Here is a 21495-nt window from a genome sequence, read left to right on the forward strand (position 1 = left end):
CCAATGCAAGCATGTCCGCTTGTCATATTTCCGCTACCATGCCAAGCCTCACGCCTACAACCGGCCTGCCGTATGTCCACCGCCCCGCAAAAGCCGCTCGCCATCCGCGAGCGCCTGTCCGAAGTCCGCTACGAGATCCGGGGCGAACTGGCGCGGCGAGCGCGGGAGTTGGAGGCGCAGGGCCGCAAGCTGATCAAGCTCAACATCGGCAACCCCGGTGCATTCGGGTTCCGTGCGCCGGAGCATCTGCAGCGTGCGATTGCCGACGACATGGGCCGCACCGACCCCTATACGCATCAGCAGGGCCTGCCGGAAGCACGCGAGGCGATCGCGGCCGCGTATGCGCGTCGCCAGCATCCGGATGCGCATCCGGACCGGATCTTTATCGGCAACGGCGTCAGCGAGCTGATCGACCTGTCCCTGCGCGCCCTGCTCAACCCCGGCGATGAAGTGCTGGTGCCCTCGCCCGACTACCCGCTATGGTCGGCGGCCACCATCCTCAACGACGGCCGCCCGGTGTATTACCGCTGCGCGCCGGAGAATGGCTTCCAGCCGGACCCGGTGGAAATTGAAACGTTGGTGTCGTCGCGCACCCGCGCCATCGTGCTGATCAATCCGAACAACCCCAGCGGCGCCAGTTATTCGCGCGAGTTGCTGGAGCGCATCGTCGCCATCGCGGTCAAGCACAACCTGCTGTTGATGGTGGACGAGATCTACGACCAGGTGCTGTACGACGGCGCGGCGTTTGTGCCGGTGGCACCGCTGGCCGGCGAGCACCCGTGCATCACCTTCAGCGGGCTGAGCAAGGTGCACCGCGCCTGCGGCTGGCGGGTGGGCTGGGCGCTGTTGTCCGGCGAGCAATCGCGCATCAACGATCTGCGCAACGCCATGGACCTACTCGGCGCGCTGCGCCTATGCGCGAATGTGCCGGGCCAGTACGCGATCGATGCCGCAGTCAACGGGCCGGACACCATCTCGGCGCTGTGCGCGCCGGGTGGACGCTTGTACGAGACCCGCCGCGCGGTGATCGAAGCATGCGCGGCTAGCACGCATCTGTCGTTGGTTGCACCGGCCGGCGCGCTGTATGCGTTCCCGGCAGTGGTGGGGCCGGCGGCGCGTAATTTCGACGACCACACCTTCGCGCTGGATCTGATGAACGACGAGGGCGTGCTGGTGGTGCCGGGCTCCAGCTTCAACGTGCCGTATCGCCACCATTTCCGCGTAACGCTGATGCCCGAAGCTGCGGTGATGCGCGATGTATTTGCGCGCATCGATCGCGCCCTGACGCGGCGTGCAGAGGCGGTGACCAAGGTCGTGCCGCTCAAGTCGCGCAGCGTGGCGTGATGGCGGCGGCCGGCCTGCCGCGGCGCTATCTGGCGCTGGGCGACTCCTACACCATCGGCGAGGGCGTCGCCGCCGAGCAGCGCTGGCCGGAGCAACTGGCCGAAGGCCTGCGGGCCTACGGCTGGCCGGTGGCAGCACCGCAAATCATCGCCACCACCGGCTGGACCATCGACGAGCTGCAGGCCGGGATCGACGCGGCCGCGCCGCAGGGTCCGTTCGATCTGGTGAGCCTGTTGATTGGGGTGAACAATCAATACCGCGAGCGCACGCTGGACGCCTACCGCACCGAGTTCGACGACTTATTGCTGCGCGCGATTGGCTTTGCCGATACGCGGCCCGAACGCGTGGTGGTGCTGTCGATTCCCGATTGGGGGCTGACCCCATTCGCGCGCGCACAAGGACGCGATGCGGCCCTGATCGCCGCACAGATCGATGCATTCAACACGGTGGCCGCCGAACGCTGCGCGGCACGCGCGGTGCGCTTTGTCGACATCACCGCCACCAGCCGCGACGGCGGCGATGCGCCGGACATGCTCGTCGATGATGGCCTGCATCCGTCCGGTGCGATGTATGCGCGCTGGACTGCGCTGGCGCTGCCCGCCGCGCGCGACGCACTCAGCTAGCCGCGTTAGACGCCTCACTGCCAAGGACCGACATTGCACACCACCGCCACCCAACCCATGAGCCGCCCGCAGGCGCTGGCGATCGCACGCGCGTTTCTGCCGCCGCATCCGTTGGGCAATCGCTACGATTATTACTACACGCAGGCCAAGCTGCGCACCGACCCGCTGTATCCCGGCGTGCTGGCAGAGTTGCGCAGCACCACCGCGCCGGTGCTGGACCTGGGCTGCGGGCTTGGGCTGCTGGCCCATGCATTGCGCGCCGATGGCCAGACGCTGGGGTATCACGGCGTGGATGTGGATGCGTCCAAAATCCGCCGCGCGCAGCACATCGCACAGCGCTCGGCGCTGGGCAATACGCAATTCGCCGTGGTCGATCTGAGCGTAGCGTGGCCGCAACACAGTGGCAGCGTCACCATCCTGGACGTGTTGCAGTATCTGCAGGCCGACATGCAGGCCAGCCTGCTGCATAGCGTGGCGCAGATGCTGACCCCCGGCGCCAAACTGGTCATCCGCAGCGCGCTGGGCGATGCCAGCGGCCGTGGCCGCACCAGCCGCGTCACCGACGTGCTGGCGCACCTGAGCGGCTGGATGCAGCGCATGCCGCGCAGCTATCCCACCCGCGACAGCCTGCAGGCGCAGCTGGATGCCGCCGGGCTGCGTGCGACGTTTACGCCGCTCTACGGCAACACGCCATTCAACAACTGGCTGATCGTGGCCGAGCCGCGCTGAGCGGTGCTGCCGGTCCCCCCGCTGCGTTGCGGGGAACGGTGAGCTGCACGTTGTCAAAAAAAAATGGTGAACTCTTGTGCGTATCCGGTTTCGTCGCATCTTTCGTGCTGACGCAGTGCGTAGCGACGGATGTCGGCCTGCGGCGGCGTCCGTAAGGACGATGCATTTTCAAATGCCATCGGCTAGGCATCGGACCTTGACTACCGAAAATGCATTGCCGAAGCATGCGATCGCCTCCTCCTATGGCGTGATCTGCAAAACTCAGCTCATCAGACGTCGGCCGAACAGCGATGTCATGAATGGCACTGCGCACGCCTTGTGCATGCGTCGCCGTGTTCCGCGAGAGCGGATTTACAACGCAGCCGCGCCGTCAATCCGGGCGCCGCGCGACCAATCCACGCGCCTGCATCGCCTCCAGCACACCGCGCAGGATGGTGACGTTGTGGCCGTGCGCGGCGCCCTCGTGCAGCAGCACGATGGCGCCCGGTGAGAGGTCGCGCACGATGCGCGCCACCGTGGTGTCGGGTTCGCAGCGCACGCCGTCGAAGCCACGTGCGCTCCAGGCCACGCGGGTCAGGCCGTGCTTACGCAGCGCGGCGGCAACGAAGGGATTGGTCATGCCCACCACCGAGCGGTACAGCCGCGGTGGCTGGCCAGTAATGGCCGTCAGCGCCTGTTGCGCGTCGCCGATCTCGCGCGCCATGCGGCGCGGGCCGAGCGCCCAGAACCAGGCCTGCGGATGGCTGTGGCTGTGATTGCCGATGCCATGGCCGCGGCGCACGATTTCGCGCACCAGTTCAGGCCGCTGTGCGGCGCGTTCGCCCACCACAAAGAAGGTGGCGCTGACGCGGTGCGCATCGAGCAGATCGAGCATGGCCACGGTGTCGTCGGAAGGGCCATCGTCGATGGTCAGCCACACCTGCGGCCCGTGCCCGGGCAAGCGCGACACCACCGGTGCATACAGGCGTGCACGCGGCAGGAACACCGGGGCAACGAACAAGGCATGCGAGAGCAGCAACGCCGGCAGGCCCCAGGCCCAGCCCAGCCGCCACCACAGCAGCGCCACGGCCAGCTGCGAGACGGCCAGCCAGCCGACCCAGCGATACGGGTGCGAGGGGATGCGATACAGCGTTTCCAGCGTGGTCATGCCTCATGATGCCACGGGGCGTAGAATGGTCGGCCTCCACGATCTGACCGAAGTGCTGCCATGTCCCTCGATCCCGCCCTGCGTTCCCGCATCGATACGCTGCTGCAATCCAACCGCGTGGTCCTCTTCATGAAAGGCCAGCCCGGCATGCCGCAGTGCGGCTTCTCGGCCAAGGCCATCGGCGTGCTGGACGGCCTGGGCATCGACTATGCCCACGTCAACGTGCTGGCCGACCAGGAGATCCGCGAAGGCATCAAGGCCTACGGCGACTGGCCGACCATTCCGCAGCTGTATGTGGATGGCGAGCTGATCGGCGGCAGCGACATCATCGTGCAGATGGCCGACAGCGGCGAGCTGAGCAGCATGCTCGGCCTGCAGGCACCGGACCGCAGCCCGCCCAAGATCACCATCACCCCGGCTGCGGTCGAGATGCTCAAGGGTGCGTTGGCCGATGCACCGGATGCCTCGCTGACGCTGGCCATCGATGCCAATTTCCAGCCGAACTTCCAGCTGGCGCCGACCAACCCGAACGCTATCGCCGCCGAGTCCAACGGGCTGCGCGTGCAGTTCGACCTGGCCAGCGCGCGCCGCGCCGACGGCATCACCATCGACTGGGTGGACGACATCCGTGGCCGCGGCCTGGCCATCGACAACCCCAACGCGCCCAAGCCGGTGCAGGAGCTGGCGGTGCGCGATGCCGACGACCGTCTCAAGGCCGGTACGCTGACTCTGGTGGACGTGCGCCCGGCCGATGAGCGTGCGCTGGCCACGGTGGCAGCGCCGTTCCGCACCCTGGACGCACACGAGCGCCTGGAGATCGAGCAACTGCCCAAGGACACCCCGCTGGCGTTCCTGTGCCACCGCGGCGGGCGCAGCCTGCAGGCGGCCGAGCATTTCCGCGGCCTGGGCTTTACCAACGTCTACAACGTCACCGGCGGCATCGATGCCTGGTCGGACGCGGTGGACAACGGCGTGCCCAAGTACTGAGCACGCCGGGTGGCCACGCACGGCCGCCGTAACACCCAAACGGGCGCTCCCATGGAGCGTCCGTTTTTTCATGCCTCCCATCACAAGGACACCGATGCGCATGCACTGCCGATTGCTTTCCCTCGCCCTCACCGCCCTGCTGCCGCTGGCCGCCCACGCCGCCGCACCGCCGCGCGCGGTGCTGCTGGTGCAGACCTACGACACCCAGCCGGCGGATGAGCCGTTCGAATACGTGCCGGTGTGGTTGGGCCGTGGCGTGGTGCAGGAAGCCACCATGCCGCGCTCGCTGATCGGCCAGCCGCTGCAGCTGTTCGATGCAGGCGCCTCCACCGGCGCAGTGCGCCTGACCGCATTGAGCGTGGACGACAACAGCATGTGCGGCGGCACCGCGCGCCTGCGCTTCAAGGGCGCGACATCGCCGACCAGGCCGGTCTTGCTGTCGTCGGCAGACCTCAACCCGGGCCAGCGCTTTGCAACGCGCACGGCCACGCCCACCGAGCAGACCGAGCTGCTCCGCCTGCTTGGTGAGAGCGCGCAGCTGCGGCAGAAGGTCAAGCCGGCGGCATTGAACAAGGCGTTGGCGGCATTTGCGGCAGACCGTGCCAACGATGCCGCGTCGCTGCAGATCTTCACCGATGCGCGCGCACCGCAACGCCGCGTGGCCGTGCTCACCCAGAGCCACCCCACCCAGACCGGCAACACCGAAAGCCCTACCGGCGTGCTCACGGTGTTCGCCCTGCTGGAGCACACCGGCCAACGCTGGCAGCTGCGCCAGGGCAACGCCGAGAATGGCTGCGACGACTGCGAAGGCCTGCCACGCAGCACGCACTTGCTGCAGTTCGGCGACATCGACGGCAACGCCACGCTGGACTTCGTGCTGTCTGACAGCGGCTATGAAACCTACGGTTTCTATCTACTGCTGGGCGAAGGCGACCGCTGGCAGAGCGAGACCTTGATGGGCGGCTGCTGAGGCATCGAACGCGTGCAGGGAGCCGCCTGTCGATGCATGAAAACGCGTGATTGGCTTGGACGCGCGCAGATCAGCCCTGCATGCGTCCATCCACGCGATTGCGTTGAGGTGCAGACAACGCGATCTGCTCAGTCATCAACATCTCCCAAAATCGGCTGGGCGCGCACGCTTCAACACTGCGTGCGCCCACGCATTTGGCTGCTCGCAGATCCAGACGCACGCCACCCGGGCAGTCAACACTGTCTTCAGTGCCTGCTTCAGCGCCTGCGCGCAGATGCCAGGCTCGCCGTCATACCCAATGGGGGCAGCCCGCGCCGCACTCATCAACCGCCTAACCGGCAAACCCACCTTCGTCGAGAAACTGCTGCTCTTCGACGGTGGTCTCGCGCCCCAGCACGGCATTGCGATGCGGGAAACGACCGAAGCGCTGAATGATCTGCTGGTGCTCCAGCGCATAGCGCGTGGTCTCGGCCTCGCCGAGCGTGGTGATCAATGTCACCGAGCGTGCCTGCTCTTGCAACTCCTCCGCATGCTCGAATGGCAGATAGAAGAACAGGCGCAATTGCGCTGATACCTGCTGGTCGAAGCCGCGTGCAATGGCCTGCTTGGCGTAGAACAGCGCCAGGCCGTCGGTGGCATAGGCGTGCGCACTGCCCCGGAACGCGTTGCGCGGAATCTGGTCGAGCAGCAACAACAACGCCAACGCATCTTCGGCGCGGGTCATCCAATCAGCGTACTCGCCCCGTGCCGCGGCAAAATGCTGTTCGCTGAAATGCTGGCGCACGTTGGCGTCGAAGGCGTCGTTGCGGGTGAACCAGCGCGCCTCGCCGGCCAGTTCCCAGAAAGCCAGCACCACATCGGCCTGTTTGTTGCGTTCGGTTTTGGCAATCATCGACATTCTCCCCAATGAATACGGCACAGCATGCGCCTGCAGGCGTGATGAGCCCGCTGCGCCGCGACCATCAGCACTTGGCAAGCGCGCCGCCGGCCGCTAGGTTTGCGCAGACGTCTTTCGTTCCACCGGGGAAATCCATGCGTTCCATCCTGTTCGCCGCGCTGGGCGCGGCTGTGCTGTGCGGGCCCGCCGCGGCCGCGTCGCGCTTTGTCGAAGACCCGTACCCCAGCACCTACCACGCACTCGCCTCTGGCCCGGTGCTGATCCAGCATGCCACCGTGCTCACCGGCACCGGCCAGCGTCTGGACGATGCCGACGTGCTGCTCCGCGACGGCAAGGTGGCCGCGGTCGGCCGTGGCCTGGAGGTGCCCGCCGACGCGCGCCGCATCGACGGCAGCGGCAAGTGGGTGACGCCGGGCATCATCGACGTGCACTCGCACCTGGGCGTGTACCCCAGCCCGGGCGTCAGCGCGCACAGCGACGGCAACGAAATGACCGCCCCGGTCACCCCCAACGTGTGGGCCGAGCATTCGGTGTGGCCGCAGGACCCGGGCTTCGGCACGGCACTGGCTGGCGGCATCACCTCGCTGCAGGTGCTGCCCGGTTCGGCCAATCTGATTGGTGGCCGTGGCGTCACGCTCAAGAACGTGGCGGCCACCACCTACCAGGGCATGAAATTCCCCGGTGCGCCGTGGGGCCTGAAGATGGCCTGCGGCGAAAACCCCAAGCGCGTGTATGGCGAGAAAGGCGGCCCGGCCACGCGCATGGGCAACGTCGCCGGCTACCGCGCGGCCTTCATCGACGCGGCCGAATACTCGAACAAGAACGCGCCCAAGAAGAGCGAGAAGAAGCGCCACTGGTGGAGCGGCGGCGGCGACAACGACAGCAGCGGCGATGCCGGTGGCAAGCGCGATCTCAAGCTGGACACGCTGGCCGGTGCCATCAACGGCGACATCCGCGTGCACATCCACTGCTACCGCGCCGATGAAATGGCCACCATGCTGGACCTGGCCAAGGAGTTCGGCTTCCACATCGCCGCGTTCCATCACGGCGTCGAGGCCTACAAGCTGGCCGACCGGTTGGCGCAGGAAAACGTCTGCGGCGCGCTGTGGGCCGATTGGTGGGGCTTCAAGATGGAAGCCTTCGACGGCATCCAGGAAAACATCGCCATCGTCGATCGCCCGGCCAACAGCTGCGCCATCGTGCATTCGGATTCGGAAGAAGGCATTCAGCGGCTCAATCAGGAAGCGGCGAAGGTGATTGCCAACGCGCGCCGCGCCGGCATGGAGATTCCGCCCGAACGCGCCATCCGCTGGCTCACCAGCAACGCCGCCAAGGCGCTGGGCATCGAGCAACAGACCGGTGCGCTGGAGCCGGGCAAGATGGGCGATATGGTGGTGTGGAACGGCAACCCCTTCAGTTCCTATGCACTGGCCGAGCAGGTGTATATCGACGGCGCGCAGGTGTACGACCGCCACGACCGCAGGTTGCAACCGGTCTCCGACTTCATGCTGGGCCAGGAGGTGGCACGATGAGCCGCGCCATGTTCCGCCGCCCGCGCCTGCGTGCGTTGTCTGCCGTTTTGCTGGCTGCGCTGGCATTGCCGGCAGTTGCGCAGCAGGTGCTGATCCGCGGCGCCACCGTGCACACCGCCACCAGCCAGGGCACGTTGCGCAATACCGATGTACTGGTGCAGGGCGGCGTGATTCGCGCCATCGGCACTGGCCTGGCCGTGCCCACCGACGGCCGCGTGGTCGAGGCCAAGGGCCGCCCGCTGACGCCGGCCCTGTTTGGCGGCATCACCGAGATCGGTATCGAAGAAGTGTCTGGCGAAGCCGCCACCGTGGACAGCGGCGTCAAACTGACCGAGCAGCCGATGCGCCCGGAATTCGACGTCACCCTGGCCTACAACCCGGACTCGGTGCTGATCCCGGTAGCACGCGTGGAAGGCATCGGCTTCACCGCGCTCGGGGCGACCACCAGCGGCGCGTTCATCGCCGGCCAAGGCGGCATCGTGCGCCTGGACGGCGGACCTGATCCGGTCGGCCCGCATGCCTTGTTCATTCGTCTGGGTGCGGCCGCGTCGGACCTGACCGGCAGCTCACGCGCCGCGCAGTGGATGCTGCTCGATCAACTGGTGGCCGAAGCACGCGGGCGCGTGCCGGCAGACTCGCCGCATGCCTTGCTCACCCCCGTTGGCCGCAGCGTGCTGGCCAACTATCTGGCCGGCCGGGGCCGCATTGTGGTGCAGGTGGAACGGGCTGCGGACATTCGCCAGCTGCTGCGTTGGGCGCAGCGCGAGAAGGTGCGCATTGCCATTGCCGGCGGCACCGAAGCGTGGAAGCTCGCCCCGCAGCTGGCGCAGGCCAAGGTGCCGGTGTTGGTGGATGCGTTGGCGGATCTGCCTTCCACCTTCGACCAGATCGGCGCCACGCTGGAAAACGCCGCACGCCTGCGCGCAGCCGGCGTGGAGGTGAGCTTCACCCAGAGCGGCGATGCCTCGCACAACGCACGCAAGCTGCGTCAGCTGGCCGGTAATGCCGTGGCCAATGGCCTGCCATGGGAATCCGGCCTGGCCGGGCTAACCCGCGTGCCGGCGGAGATCTTTGGCGTGGGCGATCGCATCGGCAGCATTGCGGTGGGCAAGCAGGCCGACCTGGTGCTGTGGGACGGCGACCCGCTGGATGTGGCGCACTACGCCGAACAGGTCTGGATGGGCGGGCGCGACATGCCGATGCGCTCGCGCCAGACCGATCTGCGCGACCGCTATCTGCAGCAGGCCGGCCCGTTGCCACGCGCCTACCAACGCTGAGCTGCGCGGCGCAGACGGCTGCGTCGCTGACAGTGGTCGCAGCACGCTGTAAGCGCCGCATTGCATTGCATTGCAGCGCCGCGCACTGCACTGCACTGCACTGCAAGCATCGCAATGCACTCCACCGTCGCAGGCAGCACGCCTGCGATACCTCATCGCAAAGGATTGCCCATGCGCCTGATGCGCACACTGCTGTTGTCGTTGTTGATGCTGCCGCTGCTAGCCAGCGCCCAATCCGGCTGGATCGATACGCAAGGCCAACCGATCCCCAACTCCTCCAGCCGCAAGGCGGTGCAGGACCTGGGCGCCAGCCTGTTACTGACCCCCGACGCGGACTGGCAACAGAAATGGAATACGCCCAGCGACACCACGCCGCACTTCAACGAAGTGGACCACCTCGCTACCGGCGAGGTGTTGTTCATGCTGATCCTGCTCTCCAACCCGGGCCTGGATGCGCAGCGGCATACCGACGTGGTGTGCAATATCCGCATCATCGACCCGACCGGGCACCTCGTGCAGGACACCACCGATACGCCCTGCCTGCAGGGCGAACTCAGCGGCGACCCACGCAATGTGTACATGGCTCAGGCTAGCCTGCATGTGGAAGCCGAAGCCGACGACCCGCCGGGCCGCTGGCAGGTGCAGGTCACCGTCAATGACCGCCAGCGCGGGGTCAGCATTCCGCTCAGCACCAGCTTCACCATGGGCCGCAAACGCGCCGCAGCGACTGCCCGATGAGCAGCATGCCGCGACGGACCCGCGCCGCCTACCTGCTCATCGCGGCGGCCATCTTCTTGACTGAAGTGGCCATCGCCGCCGGCTGGATCGGCGGGCCATGGGTGCGCGGCAGCCTGGGCGACGTGTTGGCGGTGGCGTTGGTGTATTGCGGCCTGCGCGGTGTGTTCGCCTGCCCGCCGCGGTGGGCCTGCGTGCTGGCGATTGCCATCGGCCTGCTGATCGAAGGGCTGCAGGCCGTGCACCTGGCCGACCGGCTCGGTCTGCGCCCCGGCAGCGCCGCCTACATCGCGCTTGGCAACACCGCCACGCTGCACGACCTGGTGATGTATCTGATCGGCGGGCTGCTTGCCTACGGATGCGACGTATTGCTGCGTCGCCGTGTCATGCGTGCATCGCAGCATGTAGCGCAGCAGTGAGTCACTTTTTCTGGAGACACGAATGGCCGGTTCGATGACCACGGCGCTGACACGCATCACCGCCCTCTGCACGCTGCTTGCGCTGGCCGGCTGTGAGCGTGCGCCCGCGCCTGCTCCCGCACCATCGCCGTCGGCAGCGACGCCGACCACATCGGCGACCAGCGCGCCGGCAACACCCGCCGCAGCAGCAACGCCAGTCGAAGGCGCATCGCTCGCGCTGGGCTGCGCGGAAGGCGACAACCCCGCGCAGGAAGCCAGCGCCATCGCCGCACGCGGTGGCGGCATGGTGCAACGGGTGTCCGCGCATCGCCTGCAGGTCACCACGCCGGCCGGCGTGCAGGTCTTTGCCGACACCGCGCCCTTCGACGAACCGCTGGAGGGCGAGGACTACCGCTTTTGTGATCGGCGCGATGACTACCTGCTGCTGCAGCATCGCGACGGCGGCACCTTCGCCGGCACCTTGATCGACGCACGCACCGGCACGCAGACGCCGGGCGGCCTGCGCGTGGTGATCGCGCCAGACCACAGCCGCTATCTGGCCACCGCGCAGCCCGATGGCATGGATGGCGAGGAGTGGCAGGTGCTGAGCATCGGCGGAAAGCAGCTTGCGTCCACGACCAATGCCTTGCTCAGCGACGACGCTGCCGAGCCCGGCATCATCGCCACGCTGGACGCACCGCAGTGGAGCACCGCGCAGCAGCTGCGGGCCACTGCCACCTGCCTGAGCGATGAGACGCAGCAGTGGCAGGTGCGCCTGGTCGAGCAGGCCGGCCGCTGGCAATGGCAGCCACGTCGCGACTGCGCGAGCGCGCCCACGGAGCAATGACATGTTCCAGGGCAGCACGACGGGGTCGATTCAACAGCGTGTCCTGCAACAGGCGCCCGCCAATCTGCAACGCGGCCTGGAAACGGTGGGCGGGCGGCTGATCCTGACCGCCGATGCGCTGCACTTCCAACCGCATGCCTTCAATATCCAGACCCAGTCGCTGACCATCATGCTGCTGCAGATCGCATCGCTGCAGTTTTGCTGGACGCGCCTGCTCGGCTTGCTGCCGCTGGCACCCAATTCGTTGGCGGTGCAGCTGGCCGATGGCAGCGAGCACCGCTTCGTGCTTGGCAAACGCGACCAGTGGATGCGCGCCATCCAGGCGGCCTGCGATGTCAAACGCCAGGCCGCCACACCACCACCATTGCCATAGCCGTCCCCGCCGGTCCTGCGCAACCGGCGGCCTGCGCGCCAAGCGGCAATGCATGCCGGTCGCACCGCGAGCGTGACCTGCACTGCGCTTCGCGTACCGGGCGTGAACCCAGCGCACGCTCCTGGGCTGCGGTTATCGCCGCTGCAGCCGCGCCCGCCTAGCATCGCGCATCGGCGCACCGCGCCTTGCTGGTTACGGAGATCGACATGCATCGCATCCCGCTGCGCACGCTGGCCTGTGCGCTTGTGCTCTACGCTGGCGTCGTCGCGCCCGCATTCGCCGCCTTTGGCATCACCCGCAGTGGCGATCGCATCGTGGTGGATACCGGCGCCGAGCTGCTGTTTTCGGTCAACGCCAGCAACGGCGATCTCGTGTCGATGCGCTACCGCGGCAACGAACTGCAGACCACCGAATCCAAGGGCTCGCATATCGCCTCTGGGCTAGGCACCGCCAGCGTGGAGGCGCGCGTGGTGGGCGGCGCCATCGTGGTGACCGCAAAAGCCGGCGACCTCACCCAGTACTACATCGCGCGCAAGGGCCGTAATGCGATCTACATGGCCACCTCGGCGCCCAGCTTGCTGCCGGTGGGCGAGCTGCGCTTCATCGCCCGCTTGAACGTGGCCAAGCTGCCGAACGCGTTGCAGGAGCCGGATTCCAGCGTCGGCACTGCGATTGAAGGCGAAGACGTGTTCCTGCTGCCGGACGGGCGGACCAGCTCCAAGTTCTACTCGGCCCGGCGCATGTTCGAAGACCCGCTGCACGGCGTGAGCGGCAACGGCGTGGCGGTGTTCATGCTGATGGGCAATCGCGAGCGCAGTGCGGGCGGGCCGTTCTTCAAGGACATCGCCTCACAGAAAACCCGCGTTACCCATGAGTTGTACAACTACATGTATTCGGACCACACCCAGACCGAAGCCTTCCGCAGCGGATTGCACGGCGTGTACGGCCTGTTGTTCACCGACGGCGGTGCGCCTTCCTCCGCACAGACCAGCACCGACTTCATCGATGCCAGCCTGGGCTTGAGCGGCTACCTGGCAGCGGACGGGCGCGGCACGCTTGCCGGGCGCGTAAGCGGCGTGCTGGCGGGGCAGCCGGCGGTGGTCGGCTTGCGCAACGCTCAGGCGCAATACTGGGCCACGGCCACTGGCAGCGGCGACTACCAGATCAGCGGTGTACGCCCGGGCCGCTACCGCATGACGCTCTATCAACACGAGCTGGAGGTGGCGCAACGCGATGTCGAGGTGTTTGCCGGCGCCACCGCACAGGCCACGCTGCAGGCGGTGAGCTTGCCCGGCGCGGTGAAGTGGCAGATTGGCGTTCCCGATGGCACGCCAGGCGGCTTCCAGTACGCGGACCTGCTGCCGCGCGCGCATCCGTCCGATGCGCGCATGCGCTGGGCACCGGTCACCTACACAGTGGGATCAAGCAGCGTGGGCAGCTTTCCGGCGGTGCAGTGGCGCGGGATCAACACGCCCACACAGATCGTGTTTAGCTTGAGCAGCAGCGAAGTGCGCAGCTATCGCCTGCGCATCTTCGTGCCGTTGGCGCAGGTCAGCGCGCGCCCGCAGATCGCCGTCAACGCACGCTGGAACGGCCCCGTCCCCGCTGCACCAAATCAACCCAAGACGCGCGGCATCACCCGTGGCACCACACGCGGCAACAACACGCTGTACGAGGTGGATATCCCGGCGACGGCGCTGCAGGCCGGCAGCAACCGGATCGCCATCAGCCTGGCCTCGGGGTCGCCGGATAATGGCTTCCTCAGCCCGGCCATCGTCTACGACAGCGTGCAGCTGGTTGCACCGTAATCACGCCACGTCCGGGTGCCCGCACAGCGCACGCAAGAACGCGTGGTGTGCGGTGCGTGCGTCAGTTGGCGGTGATGCCACCGCCAAGCGACGTGCTAGCGCTGCGGGGACTTCGAACTCATCGTCCACCACCTGCAGGTACAAGGCGTTGCTGTAGCTGCCATCACCATTGCGCACGGCCTGCACTCTGTCCGGAAAGGTCTTGATGTGCGCCGCCTGCAGGCCATGCGGAACGAACGACCTGCGCCTGCGTATGTTTGCACGTGTCCTCCAATGAGTTATGGACGACGTGCTTACTGCTGCACACGTACTGGCAGGCGATACGCCGATCAATCTATCCAGTAAGCCCTCATCAAGGTGAGCATCCACATGCGGCTTCACGCGCACGGCATGACTGTGCGAGTTGCGCCACGCTAGAGCGCAGCAAAAAGCGCGGCACACCCATGGGGTGTACCGCGCCTTGGATTACTGCGTCTACCTAGCAGTGATCAACACCGCCCGGGCCAGCACCGCCCGCGCCAGCCGCAACTATGCAGCCGCGCTGATCGCCGCGGTTACTTGGCGTCCATCGTGGCGCTGACCTTGGCCCAGCCATTGCCGCGCACCACTTCGAAACCTGCTTCGGCCGCATGCAGATACATGCTGTTGTTGTAGCGGCCATCCTTCGAGCGGTTGGTCTGCAACCAGTTGAGGAATGGTTTGGCATCCACGTTGAGGCTGCCGCTGGTCTTCAGCGTGGCCTGCCCCGCGGTTCCGGTCGGGATGAAGGTGTAGACGTAATAGCCCGCACCGGAGTTGAAGCCTTCCCACAGATCAAAGGTGCGCCCGCCAGCGGTGATCACCTTGCTGGCGGTCAGCGTGCCGATCGGCCAGGAGTTGTGCTCGCCCCAGATCATCACTTCCAGCTGCGGATTGCCTTTGGCCGTATCCCAGCGGAAGAAGATGTCGTAGGCAAAATCGCCCGCAAGGTTGGTGCCGCCGGCGCTGTAGCTGAACTTCATCGGGATCGAGCTGATCGAGGAGATCTGCTTCGGAAACAACGTGTCGCTGGTGGGGTTCCAGTCGTAATGCCAGCCGCGCACGATCGCCGGATACCCGTAGAGGTTGTAGTCGGCGAAGTTGAAGGTGACGGTGAGCTCCGGCGTGCTGCCGGTGCCGAACGTGCCCTGGATGATGTTGTTGGGGTCGTTGAAGTTGTTCACCCACGCGTAGTGGTTGCCGAAGATCTTGTACGGCCCGGCCAGCGCGACCGGCGCCAGTGCCACCAGCCCGAGGGTCAGGGCGGCCTTCCACCAGCGCGAGGCACGCCGCCGTGTGGTGGGCGCCTGCGCAGTGGCCTGGTCGAGGATGCGATGTTGAGTCTGCTGCATGTGGTGTCTCCCTTGGATTCAGCGCGCGACGCCACCGTTGCGGCGTCGGGACCGCTGCTTGGCAGCGATCGCAGCGGGACCCTAGCAGCGCCGCGTCGCCAGGAGCTATAGCGAAACCTGGGGGCCTGCAGGTGCCCGCACGATAGCGGGCGCTACCCGGCAATCGGGGCGTGCGCCCGTCCTCAGTTCGTCGTCGGCGTACTGCCACGCCACTGCATCCCGGTCAGGTGGCGGCGGCCTTGGTGAGCGCGATTGCTGCGTTGCCACATCGCGCGACGGCGCACTGGCGCCGCGCAGTGACCTGCTTGGACAGGCTGCGCGCAGCGTGCCCGGGCCATCGGGCAGACCCCGGCGACGCTGCCGCCAAGCCCGTCCGCGCACGCCTTCCGACCAATGCCCTTCGCCTCGCGCCCGATTTGCGATAGCGTTCACATCCAGAGACGACGCAACAGCCGGAGGGGGCGACGATGCGCATCGGAATCGTGGTGGATAGTGCGTGCGACTTGCCGCAGGACTTCATCCAACGCAACAACGTCATCGTGCTGCCGATCAGCGTGCGTATCGGCGAAGCCGTGCTGGCCGACCATCGCGATGAGGAAGCCACCTTGAGCTTCCTGCATGCGCACGTGGCCGAGCGCGGCCATGAGGCGGAGACGACGCCGTTTTCGGTCAACCAGATCCGCGACCTGTTCCTGCAGCGGCTGGTCATCGATTACGACCACGTGTTCTGCCTGACCATCTCCAAGCTGCGCAGCCAGATCTTCGACAACGCCACCCAGGCGAGCTTTGCGATTCTCAACGACTACAAGCCGGTGCGGCAGGCGGCCGGGCACACCTCGCCGTTCGCGCTGCGGGTGATCGACACGCTGAACCTGTTCGCAGGCCAGGGCATCACCGCGGTGGAAGCGGTACGCCTGCGTGCGCAAGGCCTGGGCGTGGCGCCGATCCGCGCCCGGCTCGAGCAATTGGCCGAGCACACCTATGGCTACATGATTCCACGCGATCTCTACTACCTGCGTGCGCGTGCACGCACCAAGGGCGATCGCAGCGTGGGCCTGATCGGCGCCGCGCTGGGCAGCGCGCTGGACATCAAGCCGGTGCTGCGCGCCTACCGTGGCGTCACCGAACCGGTGGCCAAGCTCAAGGGCTTCGAGCCCTCGGCCGAAAAGCTGTTCGCCTTCACCGTGCGCAAGCTCCGCGAGGGGCTGATGACGCCCACCGTGTGCGTGGGCTATGGCGGCGAACTTGCCGAACTGCACGCGTTGCCGGGCTATGCCGCGTTGCAGGCCGCTTGCCAGACGCAGGGTGTGGAGCTGTTCGAGAGCGTGATGAGCCTGACCGGCATGGTCAACGTCGGCAAGGGCGCGTTGGCGGTGGCCTTCGCCGCGGAGCCGCACAGCTTCTCGGCATAGACGTGCGCCTGCACGCCAGCACACGGCAGCAGGCCTCGACGACGCACTCACCGCTGCTGGCATAAGGTGCCCGGCACCTGTCATCCGAGTGTGTGCCCATGCCTGTCAGCTATTCGATCAGCCTGCCCGACCCCAAGCTCGCCCGCGGCAGCGCGCCGGCGGTGAGCTTCAGCGCCAATGGTGCGGAGGCGTTTGCCGAACAGTTGCAGGCTGCCCTGCGCGACCCGGCCTGGTTCGACCGCTGGCGCCAGCTGCAGGCCGACCCGGACGAGGTGGACCCCAGCCTGGGCGTCACCGACCCGGCGGCCACCGTGACCGGCAAGCAGGGCGACCTGCGCATCGACCTGGTGGCCACCACCAGCATCCCCGGCGACCTGCTCAAGCAGCGTATGCAGGCGTTGGCCGGCCATCACTGGGAACTGCGCGACGTGCGTTGACGCGCAGATGACGTGCCGGGTTGCGCGAACGATCGTGTTGCGCAAACCGGTGCGGCTTCAAGACACTGCCGCGCTGACTCCTCTCAAGCATGCGAGCGGGATGACTGACTACTCGTCATCGCCAGCGCGCGTTACCGCTGCAGCACTGCCTTGCCAGTTGCCCACCGCGGCCAGCGCCATTTGAGATTCACCGCCAGCGTGCCGCAGACGATCAGGCCCAGGCCCAGCCATTGCACCGGCGCCAGCGCGTGGCCGTACAGCAGGTAATCCAGCAGCAGCGTCACCAGTGGATACACGAAAGCCAGCACCGCAATGGTGGCCACGTGCAGATGGCGGTACGACGAATAGAACAGCACGTAGACAATGCCGCTGTGAATCACGCCCAGGCCCACCAGCCAGACCCAATGCAGGCCCGGATGCAGCGCATCGCTGCTGGAAAACCCCACAAGCAGCACCGTCCCGACCCAGCATTGCACGGTGACCACCGCCAACGGCCGCTCACGGCCGATGCGTCGGGACATCAGCAATGAGGCGCCACAGAGCAGCGCCGCCAGCAGCGTCAGCCCGATGCCCAGCAGATAGCTGCGGTCGGCGGACTGCCACAACCGCAATGGGTCTGCCGAACACGCCACCCCGATGAAGGCGAGCAGCGTCCAGCCCAGATCGGCGCGACGCGTGCGTTCGCCCTGCACCACCGCCGCCAGGATCAGCATCACGAACGGAAACACGTGATACACCATGGTGGCCACGCCGATCGACGAGCGCGCCATGCCGGCAAACAGCGCTACCCAGTTCAACACCAGCAGCACGCCGCTGATGGTCGCATCGCGTAACAGGCGGCGCTCGCGCCATAGCCCGCGCAGGTGCCCACCAAGCACACCGCACACAGTGAGAAACAGTGCGCCAAACAGGCAGCGGTAGAACACCGCCGTCACCGGGTCCTGGCCGCTTTCATACACGAAGACGCCAACCGAACCGATCAACACCTCGGCCAACAGCAGTTGCCAGATTGCGCGGCGCGACGCCGCCACCGGTGGTGCAGCTGCAACGCTCATAGCGTGATCTCCCCACGCAGATACTGCACGGCGCCGCCACGCACGTAGACATGCGCCGGCGTGACACGGCACGCAAGCTCACCGCCGCGTGCCGAGGCCTGCAGCGCGCGCAGATCGGTCTTTCCAAGCGTGCGCGCCCACAATGGTGCCAGCGCTGCATGGATCGAACCGGTGACAGGGTCCTCCGCTCCGCCATTGGCCGGCCAGAAATAGCGCGACACCAGGTCATGCGTGGTTCCCGGGGCGGTGATTGCCACATCGCGTGGTGCCAATGCCAGCATGTGCGCCAGGTCGGGCACCACGGCACGCACCTGCTGCTCGTCCGCGTACACCGCGATGTAGGCCTGTGCGTTGGCATACACCGCCTGCGGTGCGATCGACAACGCGGCCAGCAGTGGCGCCGGGACCTGCGCGACCAGGGTCGGCAGCTGATTGGGAAAGCACATCTCAAAGGTCGCTTCGTCCACCTGCTCCACACCGATCTCACCGACCGCCGGGGCGCGCAAGCGCAACGGAAACGGTGCCAGCTGCTGGCGCGCAATGACGTACGCACTTGCCAGCGTGGCATGGCCGCAGAACCCGACTTCCTTCAACGGCGAGAACCAACGGATGTCGAAGAAGCCGGCGTGATCACGCACAAAGAACGCGGTTTCCGACAGATTGTTTTCGGCAGCAATCGCCTGCATCACCGGCACCGGTAACCATGCCTGCAACGGCACCACCGCCGCAGGGTTGCCTTTGAAACGCACACACGTAAACGCATCGACCACGAACAGGGAAAGCAGCACGTTGCAACCTCGCCAGAAGACCATGCCGCGCGGGTCGCCCGGCACGGCCAGTCTGCGGCGCGATGCGCGACCAGGACAGATTCAGATACGCTACAAACAGACCAATACAGATGCGGGCGCCGCACCCATGCTGCTTTACGAATCGCTGGCCACACAGCTGCGGCAACAGATCGAGCGCGGCACCCTGCGCGCCGGCGAACGCCTGCCTTCCATCCGCCAGCTGGCCGCCAGCCATGGCATCAGCCCCGCCACCGCCGTGCAGGCCTGCCTGCAACTGGAACGCGAGGGCCGCGTCCAGGCGCGGCCACGTTCCGGCTATTTTGTGCGCGCCGGTGCCGCGCCGCTACCGGCCGCCACGCCCACGCCGCGCCGGCGCGCGCCGGGTGTCATCGCCAACCCAGCACTGCAAGGCGTGTTCGACCTGCTCGCAAGTACCGACCTGGTGCCGCTGCACCTGGCGACGCCTGCGCCCGCGCTACTGCCCGGCGCACACCTGGCCGCAGCGATGTCGCGCCAGCTACGCCGCCAGCGCACTGCGGCACTGGACTATGCACCTCCACAGGGCCACGCCGCGCTGCGGCGGCAGATCGCGCTGCGGTATGCGCAATGCGGCACCAACGTGGACGCAGACGAAGTGGTGATCACCGCTGGCGCGATGGAGGCAATCAGCCTGGCGTTACGCACCATCACCACGCCAGGCGATGTGGTGGTGGTGGAGACACCGACCTACCACGGCATCCTGCAAGCGGTTGCCGCGCTGCGCCTGAAGGTACTGGAAGTTCCCAACCGTGCAGGTCTGGGCATCGACGCCGCGCATCTGGATGCACTGCTGCAACGCACGCCGGCACGCGCCGCGATCCTGGTGCCCAACTTCAACAATCCGCTGGGCAGCCTCACCCCCGATCACGCCAAGCGCGCAGTAGTGGACAGTTGCGCACGGCATGGCACGGTGGTGATCGAAGACGATATCTACGGCGAGCTGGCCTGGTCTGGTCAGCGCCCACGCCCGCTGCGGCAGTTCGACACGCACGCCAACGTCATCACCTGCGGCTCGTTTTCCAAAGTGTTGTCACCTGGCCTGCGGGTGGGCTGGCTGCTCGGTGGGCCGTGGACAGACGCGCTGGTGCGCGCCAAGTATTTCTCCACCGTCGGCAACGCGAGCCTGCCGCAGTTGGCCCTGGCCGATTACCTGGCGCAACACGATCTAGAGCGGCATCTGCGCAAGCTGCGCCGCACGCTGGCCGACAACGGTCAACGCCTGCGCGATGCAATCGTGCGGCATTGGCCATCCGGCACGCGCATCGGCGAGCCAGCAGGTGGATTGTCGCTGTGGCTGCAGTTGCCCGATGGCGGCAGCGGCCAGACGCTGTTCGAAGCCGCGCTGGCCAAGGGCATCGGCACCTCACCCGGGCAGGTGTATTCCAGCCGCGGCGACTACGCCGACCATCTGCGCCTGACCTGCGGCCAGCCGTGGAACGAAACACTGGACCGGGCCATGCGGCAGCTGGGGCGGCTGGCTGCGCAACGCCCGCGTTGAATGGCGGGCGTACGCGTTGTTGCCAGAAATCCGGCAAGCGCCTGACCTGTTCGCAGGTACTGCGCGTCGATGGTTGGGAGGTGATCAACGTCGTCCGCAGTCGCGAGGCGATGCGCGGCGGGAACCAAAAGCAAGGGCTCACAGGGCGACAACACTGCGGCATTGCCACCGCATTTAGCAATGGCGCTTCACCGCATCGGCGCGAGCGACATTGCAACAACCACGCACGCCAGCATCGCCTCACTGAGAGCAGCGATCAAAACAACGACGCAACCGCCAGGCGTGCGGCGACTGGTGCTCGGAATCGGCATGGCCATCGTACCTTCCGATTCCTCCGCACCCACCTGACGATTGCTCGCTGCGTCTGTTAGCCGCTTTTAGCTTTTCAGCGCGCGCGCATGATGGGCAATATGCTCGCCGATGAAGCTGGCGATGAAGTAATAGCTGTGGTCGTAGCCGGGCTGCAGCCGCACCGTGACCGGATAGCCCGCCGTCTTGGCGGCGTCTTCAAATAGCTTTGTTTTCAGCTGGTTTTCCAGGAATTCATCGGCATCGCCCTGGTCGATCAGCAGCGGCAGGCGCTCGGCTGCGTGTGCGATCAGTGCTGTGGCGTCGTAGGCCTTCCATGCCGCGCGATCGTCGCCCAGGTACTGACCGAAGGCCTTCTCGCCCCACGGCACCTGGCTCGGTGCGACGATCGGCGAAAACGCCGACACGCTGCGATAGCGGCCTGGATTCTTCAAGGCGATGGTCAGCGCGCCGTGCCCGCCCATCGAGTGACCACTGATGGCGCGTACGCCGGTGGTGGCGAAGCTGGCCTCGATCAATGCCGGCAGTTCGTTCACCACGTAATCGTACATGCGGTAATGCGCGGCCCATGGCTGCTCGGTGGCATCCACGTAGAAGCCCGCGCCCTTGCCGATGTCGTAGCCCTCGGCATCGGCGACATCGTCACCGCGCGGGCTGGTATCCGGGGCCACCAGGATCACGCCGTGTTCGGCCGCATAGCGCTGAGCGCCGGCCTTGCTGATGAAGTTCTGCTCGGTGCAGGTCAACCCGCTCAGCCAGTAAAGCACTGGCAAGGGGCCGTCGGCTGCCTGCGGCGGCAGATACACGCCCACCTGCATGGCGCAGCCCAGGCTCGTGGAGTGGTGCCGGTAAACGTCTTGCCAGCCGCCGAAGCAGGCACGGTGTTCGATGCGTTCCATGGGATTCCTTGCGAAGAGAA

General features: G+C 66.6%; 22 protein-coding genes. 15 read left to right on the top strand and 7 right to left on the bottom strand.

What is annotated here, in order from left to right:
• The first annotated feature begins 72 nt into the window (after nucleotides 1-72).
• Genes QRM89_RS08265 through QRM89_RS08275 form a run of 3 tightly spaced genes read left to right on the top strand, consistent with a single transcriptional unit; the run spans nucleotide 73 to nucleotide 2696 of the window.
• Nucleotides 73-1344, top strand: coding sequence for a pyridoxal phosphate-dependent aminotransferase (locus QRM89_RS08265; RefSeq protein WP_076038368.1), 1272 nt, complete (start codon nucleotides 73-75; stop codon nucleotides 1342-1344).
• A complete protein-coding gene (locus tag QRM89_RS08270) occupies nucleotides 1344-1967 on the top strand; it encodes an SGNH/GDSL hydrolase family protein (protein ID WP_285447759.1) in 624 nt (207 codons plus the stop codon). The genes QRM89_RS08265 and QRM89_RS08270 overlap by 1 nt, the downstream gene beginning before the upstream one ends.
• Before the next feature lie 57 nt (nucleotides 1968-2024).
• Nucleotides 2025-2696 (top strand): methyltransferase, encoded by a 672-nt coding sequence (locus QRM89_RS08275; RefSeq protein ID WP_285447760.1) that lies wholly within the window; start codon nucleotides 2025-2027, stop codon nucleotides 2694-2696.
• Between the two features lie 370 nt (nucleotides 2697-3066).
• Here QRM89_RS08275 and QRM89_RS08280 read toward each other — a convergent pair whose 3' ends face one another.
• Nucleotides 3067-3843 carry a polysaccharide deacetylase family protein gene (locus tag QRM89_RS08280; protein ID WP_285447761.1) on the bottom strand — a complete coding sequence of 259 codons (777 nt, stop codon included), beginning with the start codon at nucleotides 3841-3843 and terminating at the stop codon, nucleotides 3067-3069.
• A 60-nt stretch (nucleotides 3844-3903) separates the two neighbouring features.
• On the opposite strand from QRM89_RS08280, the gene grxD reads away from it, so the two are divergent.
• Nucleotides 3904-4830 carry a Grx4 family monothiol glutaredoxin gene (grxD, locus tag QRM89_RS08285; RefSeq protein WP_285447762.1) on the top strand — a complete coding sequence of 309 codons (927 nt, stop codon included), beginning with the start codon at nucleotides 3904-3906 and terminating at the stop codon, nucleotides 4828-4830.
• Between the two features lie 100 nt (nucleotides 4831-4930).
• A complete protein-coding gene (locus QRM89_RS08290) occupies nucleotides 4931-5800 on the top strand; it encodes a hypothetical protein (protein ID WP_285447763.1) in 870 nt (289 codons plus the stop codon).
• Between the two features lie 331 nt (nucleotides 5801-6131).
• Here QRM89_RS08290 and QRM89_RS08295 read toward each other — a convergent pair whose 3' ends face one another.
• On the bottom strand, nucleotides 6132-6698 hold the full coding sequence (locus QRM89_RS08295; protein ID WP_285447764.1) for a DUF924 family protein: 567 nt from the start codon (nucleotides 6696-6698) through the stop codon (nucleotides 6132-6134).
• A 134-nt stretch (nucleotides 6699-6832) separates the two neighbouring features.
• On the opposite strand from QRM89_RS08295, the gene QRM89_RS08300 reads away from it, so the two are divergent.
• The 7 genes from QRM89_RS08300 to QRM89_RS08330 all read left to right on the top strand — a co-directional run bounded on the left by QRM89_RS08300 (nucleotide 6833) and on the right by QRM89_RS08330 (nucleotide 13668).
• Complete coding sequence (locus QRM89_RS08300; protein WP_285447765.1) at nucleotides 6833-8230, top strand: amidohydrolase; 1398 nt, start codon at nucleotides 6833-6835, stop codon at nucleotides 8228-8230.
• The gene (locus QRM89_RS08305) at nucleotides 8227-9507 is read left to right on the top strand and encodes an amidohydrolase family protein (protein ID WP_175611679.1); all 1281 of its coding nucleotides are present in this window, start codon (nucleotides 8227-8229) and stop codon (nucleotides 9505-9507) included. The genes QRM89_RS08300 and QRM89_RS08305 overlap by 4 nt, the downstream gene beginning before the upstream one ends.
• A gap of 171 nt (nucleotides 9508-9678) precedes the next feature.
• Entirely contained in the window at nucleotides 9679-10245 is a 567-nt protein-coding gene (locus QRM89_RS08310; RefSeq protein ID WP_285447766.1) for a hypothetical protein, read from the top strand.
• On the top strand, nucleotides 10242-10661 hold the full coding sequence (locus QRM89_RS08315; protein WP_285447767.1) for a DUF2809 domain-containing protein: 420 nt from the start codon (nucleotides 10242-10244) through the stop codon (nucleotides 10659-10661). Before QRM89_RS08310 ends, QRM89_RS08315 begins: the two co-directional genes overlap by 4 nt.
• A 22-nt stretch (nucleotides 10662-10683) precedes the next feature.
• Entirely contained in the window at nucleotides 10684-11487 is an 804-nt protein-coding gene (locus QRM89_RS08320; RefSeq protein WP_285447768.1) for a hypothetical protein, read from the top strand.
• 1 nt (nucleotide 11488) lies between these two features.
• Nucleotides 11489-11860 (top strand): hypothetical protein, encoded by a 372-nt coding sequence (locus QRM89_RS08325; RefSeq protein ID WP_285447769.1) that lies wholly within the window; start codon nucleotides 11489-11491, stop codon nucleotides 11858-11860.
• Between the two features lie 206 nt (nucleotides 11861-12066).
• Entirely contained in the window at nucleotides 12067-13668 is a 1602-nt protein-coding gene (locus tag QRM89_RS08330; protein WP_285447770.1) for a rhamnogalacturonan lyase B N-terminal domain-containing protein, read from the top strand.
• Here the strand turns inward: QRM89_RS08330 and QRM89_RS08335 are convergent, their stop codons facing one another.
• Both QRM89_RS08335 and QRM89_RS08340 read right to left on the bottom strand, forming a co-directional pair.
• Entirely contained in the window at nucleotides 13669-13845 is a 177-nt protein-coding gene (locus QRM89_RS08335) for a hypothetical protein (protein ID WP_285447771.1), read from the bottom strand. It lies immediately after the preceding gene.
• A 377-nt stretch (nucleotides 13846-14222) separates the two neighbouring features.
• The gene (locus QRM89_RS08340) at nucleotides 14223-15038 is read right to left on the bottom strand and encodes a cellulase (RefSeq protein ID WP_076053826.1); all 816 of its coding nucleotides are present in this window, start codon (nucleotides 15036-15038) and stop codon (nucleotides 14223-14225) included.
• A 467-nt stretch (nucleotides 15039-15505) separates the two neighbouring features.
• Here QRM89_RS08340 and QRM89_RS08345 point away from each other — a divergent pair, with 467 nt between their 5' ends.
• Nucleotides 15506-16450 carry a DegV family protein gene (locus QRM89_RS08345; protein WP_011038480.1) on the top strand — a complete coding sequence of 315 codons (945 nt, stop codon included), beginning with the start codon at nucleotides 15506-15508 and terminating at the stop codon, nucleotides 16448-16450.
• 98 nt (nucleotides 16451-16548) lie between these two features.
• Nucleotides 16549-16887 carry a hypothetical protein gene (locus QRM89_RS08350; protein ID WP_016944410.1) on the top strand — a complete coding sequence of 113 codons (339 nt, stop codon included), beginning with the start codon at nucleotides 16549-16551 and terminating at the stop codon, nucleotides 16885-16887.
• Nucleotides 16888-17018: 131 nt separating this feature from the next.
• On the opposite strand, the gene QRM89_RS08355 is transcribed toward QRM89_RS08350, so the two are convergent.
• Together QRM89_RS08355 and QRM89_RS08360 are read right to left on the bottom strand one after the other, a co-directional pair.
• Entirely contained in the window at nucleotides 17019-17942 is a 924-nt protein-coding gene (locus QRM89_RS08355) for a DMT family transporter (protein ID WP_115571859.1), read from the bottom strand.
• The gene (locus tag QRM89_RS08360) at nucleotides 17939-18730 is read right to left on the bottom strand and encodes a PhzF family phenazine biosynthesis protein (protein ID WP_285447772.1); all 792 of its coding nucleotides are present in this window, start codon (nucleotides 18728-18730) and stop codon (nucleotides 17939-17941) included. Before QRM89_RS08360 ends, QRM89_RS08355 begins: the two co-directional genes overlap by 4 nt.
• A gap of 127 nt (nucleotides 18731-18857) precedes the next feature.
• Here QRM89_RS08360 and QRM89_RS08365 point away from each other — a divergent pair, with 127 nt between their 5' ends.
• Nucleotides 18858-20267, top strand: a complete 1410-nt coding sequence (locus QRM89_RS08365; RefSeq protein ID WP_285447773.1) for a PLP-dependent aminotransferase family protein — start codon at nucleotides 18858-18860, stop codon at nucleotides 20265-20267.
• A 377-nt stretch (nucleotides 20268-20644) separates the two neighbouring features.
• On the opposite strand, the gene fghA is transcribed toward QRM89_RS08365, so the two are convergent.
• Complete coding sequence (fghA, locus tag QRM89_RS08370; RefSeq protein WP_115556745.1) at nucleotides 20645-21475, bottom strand: S-formylglutathione hydrolase; 831 nt, start codon at nucleotides 21473-21475, stop codon at nucleotides 20645-20647.
• Nucleotides 21476-21495 lie beyond the last annotated feature (20 nt).

It is taken from the genome of Xanthomonas sp. LMC-A-07, assembly GCF_030208825.1.
Classification (GTDB): Bacteria; Pseudomonadota; Gammaproteobacteria; order Xanthomonadales; family Xanthomonadaceae; genus Xanthomonas; species Xanthomonas campestris.

What these genes read in the sequence shown, in the direction of transcription:
- QRM89_RS08325 (WP_285447769.1), top strand. Translation starts at nt 11,489, where the DNA reads ATGTTCCAGGGCAGCACGACGGGGTCGATTCAACAGCGTGTCCTGCAA.
- QRM89_RS08270 (WP_285447759.1), top strand. Translation starts at nt 1,344, where the DNA reads ATGGCGGCGGCCGGCCTGCCGCGGCGCTATCTGGCGCTGGGCGACTCC.
- QRM89_RS08265 (WP_076038368.1), top strand. Translation starts at nt 73, where the DNA reads ATGTCCACCGCCCCGCAAAAGCCGCTCGCCATCCGCGAGCGCCTGTCC.
- QRM89_RS08290 (WP_285447763.1), top strand. Translation starts at nt 4,931, where the DNA reads ATGCACTGCCGATTGCTTTCCCTCGCCCTCACCGCCCTGCTGCCGCTG.
- QRM89_RS08320 (WP_285447768.1), top strand. Translation starts at nt 10,684, where the DNA reads ATGGCCGGTTCGATGACCACGGCGCTGACACGCATCACCGCCCTCTGC.
- QRM89_RS08305 (WP_175611679.1), top strand. Translation starts at nt 8,227, where the DNA reads ATGAGCCGCGCCATGTTCCGCCGCCCGCGCCTGCGTGCGTTGTCTGCC.
- QRM89_RS08315 (WP_285447767.1), top strand. Translation starts at nt 10,242, where the DNA reads ATGAGCAGCATGCCGCGACGGACCCGCGCCGCCTACCTGCTCATCGCG.
- fghA (WP_115556745.1), bottom strand. Translation starts at nt 21,475, where the DNA reads ATGGAACGCATCGAACACCGTGCCTGCTTCGGCGGCTGGCAAGACGTT.
- grxD (WP_285447762.1), top strand. Translation starts at nt 3,904, where the DNA reads ATGTCCCTCGATCCCGCCCTGCGTTCCCGCATCGATACGCTGCTGCAA.
- QRM89_RS08355 (WP_115571859.1), bottom strand. Translation starts at nt 17,942, where the DNA reads ATGAGCGTTGCAGCTGCACCACCGGTGGCGGCGTCGCGCCGCGCAATC.
- QRM89_RS08365 (WP_285447773.1), top strand. Translation starts at nt 18,858, where the DNA reads ATGCTGCTTTACGAATCGCTGGCCACACAGCTGCGGCAACAGATCGAG.
- QRM89_RS08310 (WP_285447766.1), top strand. Translation starts at nt 9,679, where the DNA reads ATGCGCCTGATGCGCACACTGCTGTTGTCGTTGTTGATGCTGCCGCTG.
- QRM89_RS08330 (WP_285447770.1), top strand. Translation starts at nt 12,067, where the DNA reads ATGCATCGCATCCCGCTGCGCACGCTGGCCTGTGCGCTTGTGCTCTAC.
- QRM89_RS08275 (WP_285447760.1), top strand. Translation starts at nt 2,025, where the DNA reads ATGAGCCGCCCGCAGGCGCTGGCGATCGCACGCGCGTTTCTGCCGCCG.
- QRM89_RS08280 (WP_285447761.1), bottom strand. Translation starts at nt 3,843, where the DNA reads ATGACCACGCTGGAAACGCTGTATCGCATCCCCTCGCACCCGTATCGC.
- QRM89_RS08300 (WP_285447765.1), top strand. Translation starts at nt 6,833, where the DNA reads ATGCGTTCCATCCTGTTCGCCGCGCTGGGCGCGGCTGTGCTGTGCGGG.
- QRM89_RS08340 (WP_076053826.1), bottom strand. Translation starts at nt 15,038, where the DNA reads ATGCAGCAGACTCAACATCGCATCCTCGACCAGGCCACTGCGCAGGCG.
- QRM89_RS08350 (WP_016944410.1), top strand. Translation starts at nt 16,549, where the DNA reads ATGCCTGTCAGCTATTCGATCAGCCTGCCCGACCCCAAGCTCGCCCGC.
- QRM89_RS08295 (WP_285447764.1), bottom strand. Translation starts at nt 6,698, where the DNA reads ATGTCGATGATTGCCAAAACCGAACGCAACAAACAGGCCGATGTGGTG.
- QRM89_RS08345 (WP_011038480.1), top strand. Translation starts at nt 15,506, where the DNA reads ATGCGCATCGGAATCGTGGTGGATAGTGCGTGCGACTTGCCGCAGGAC.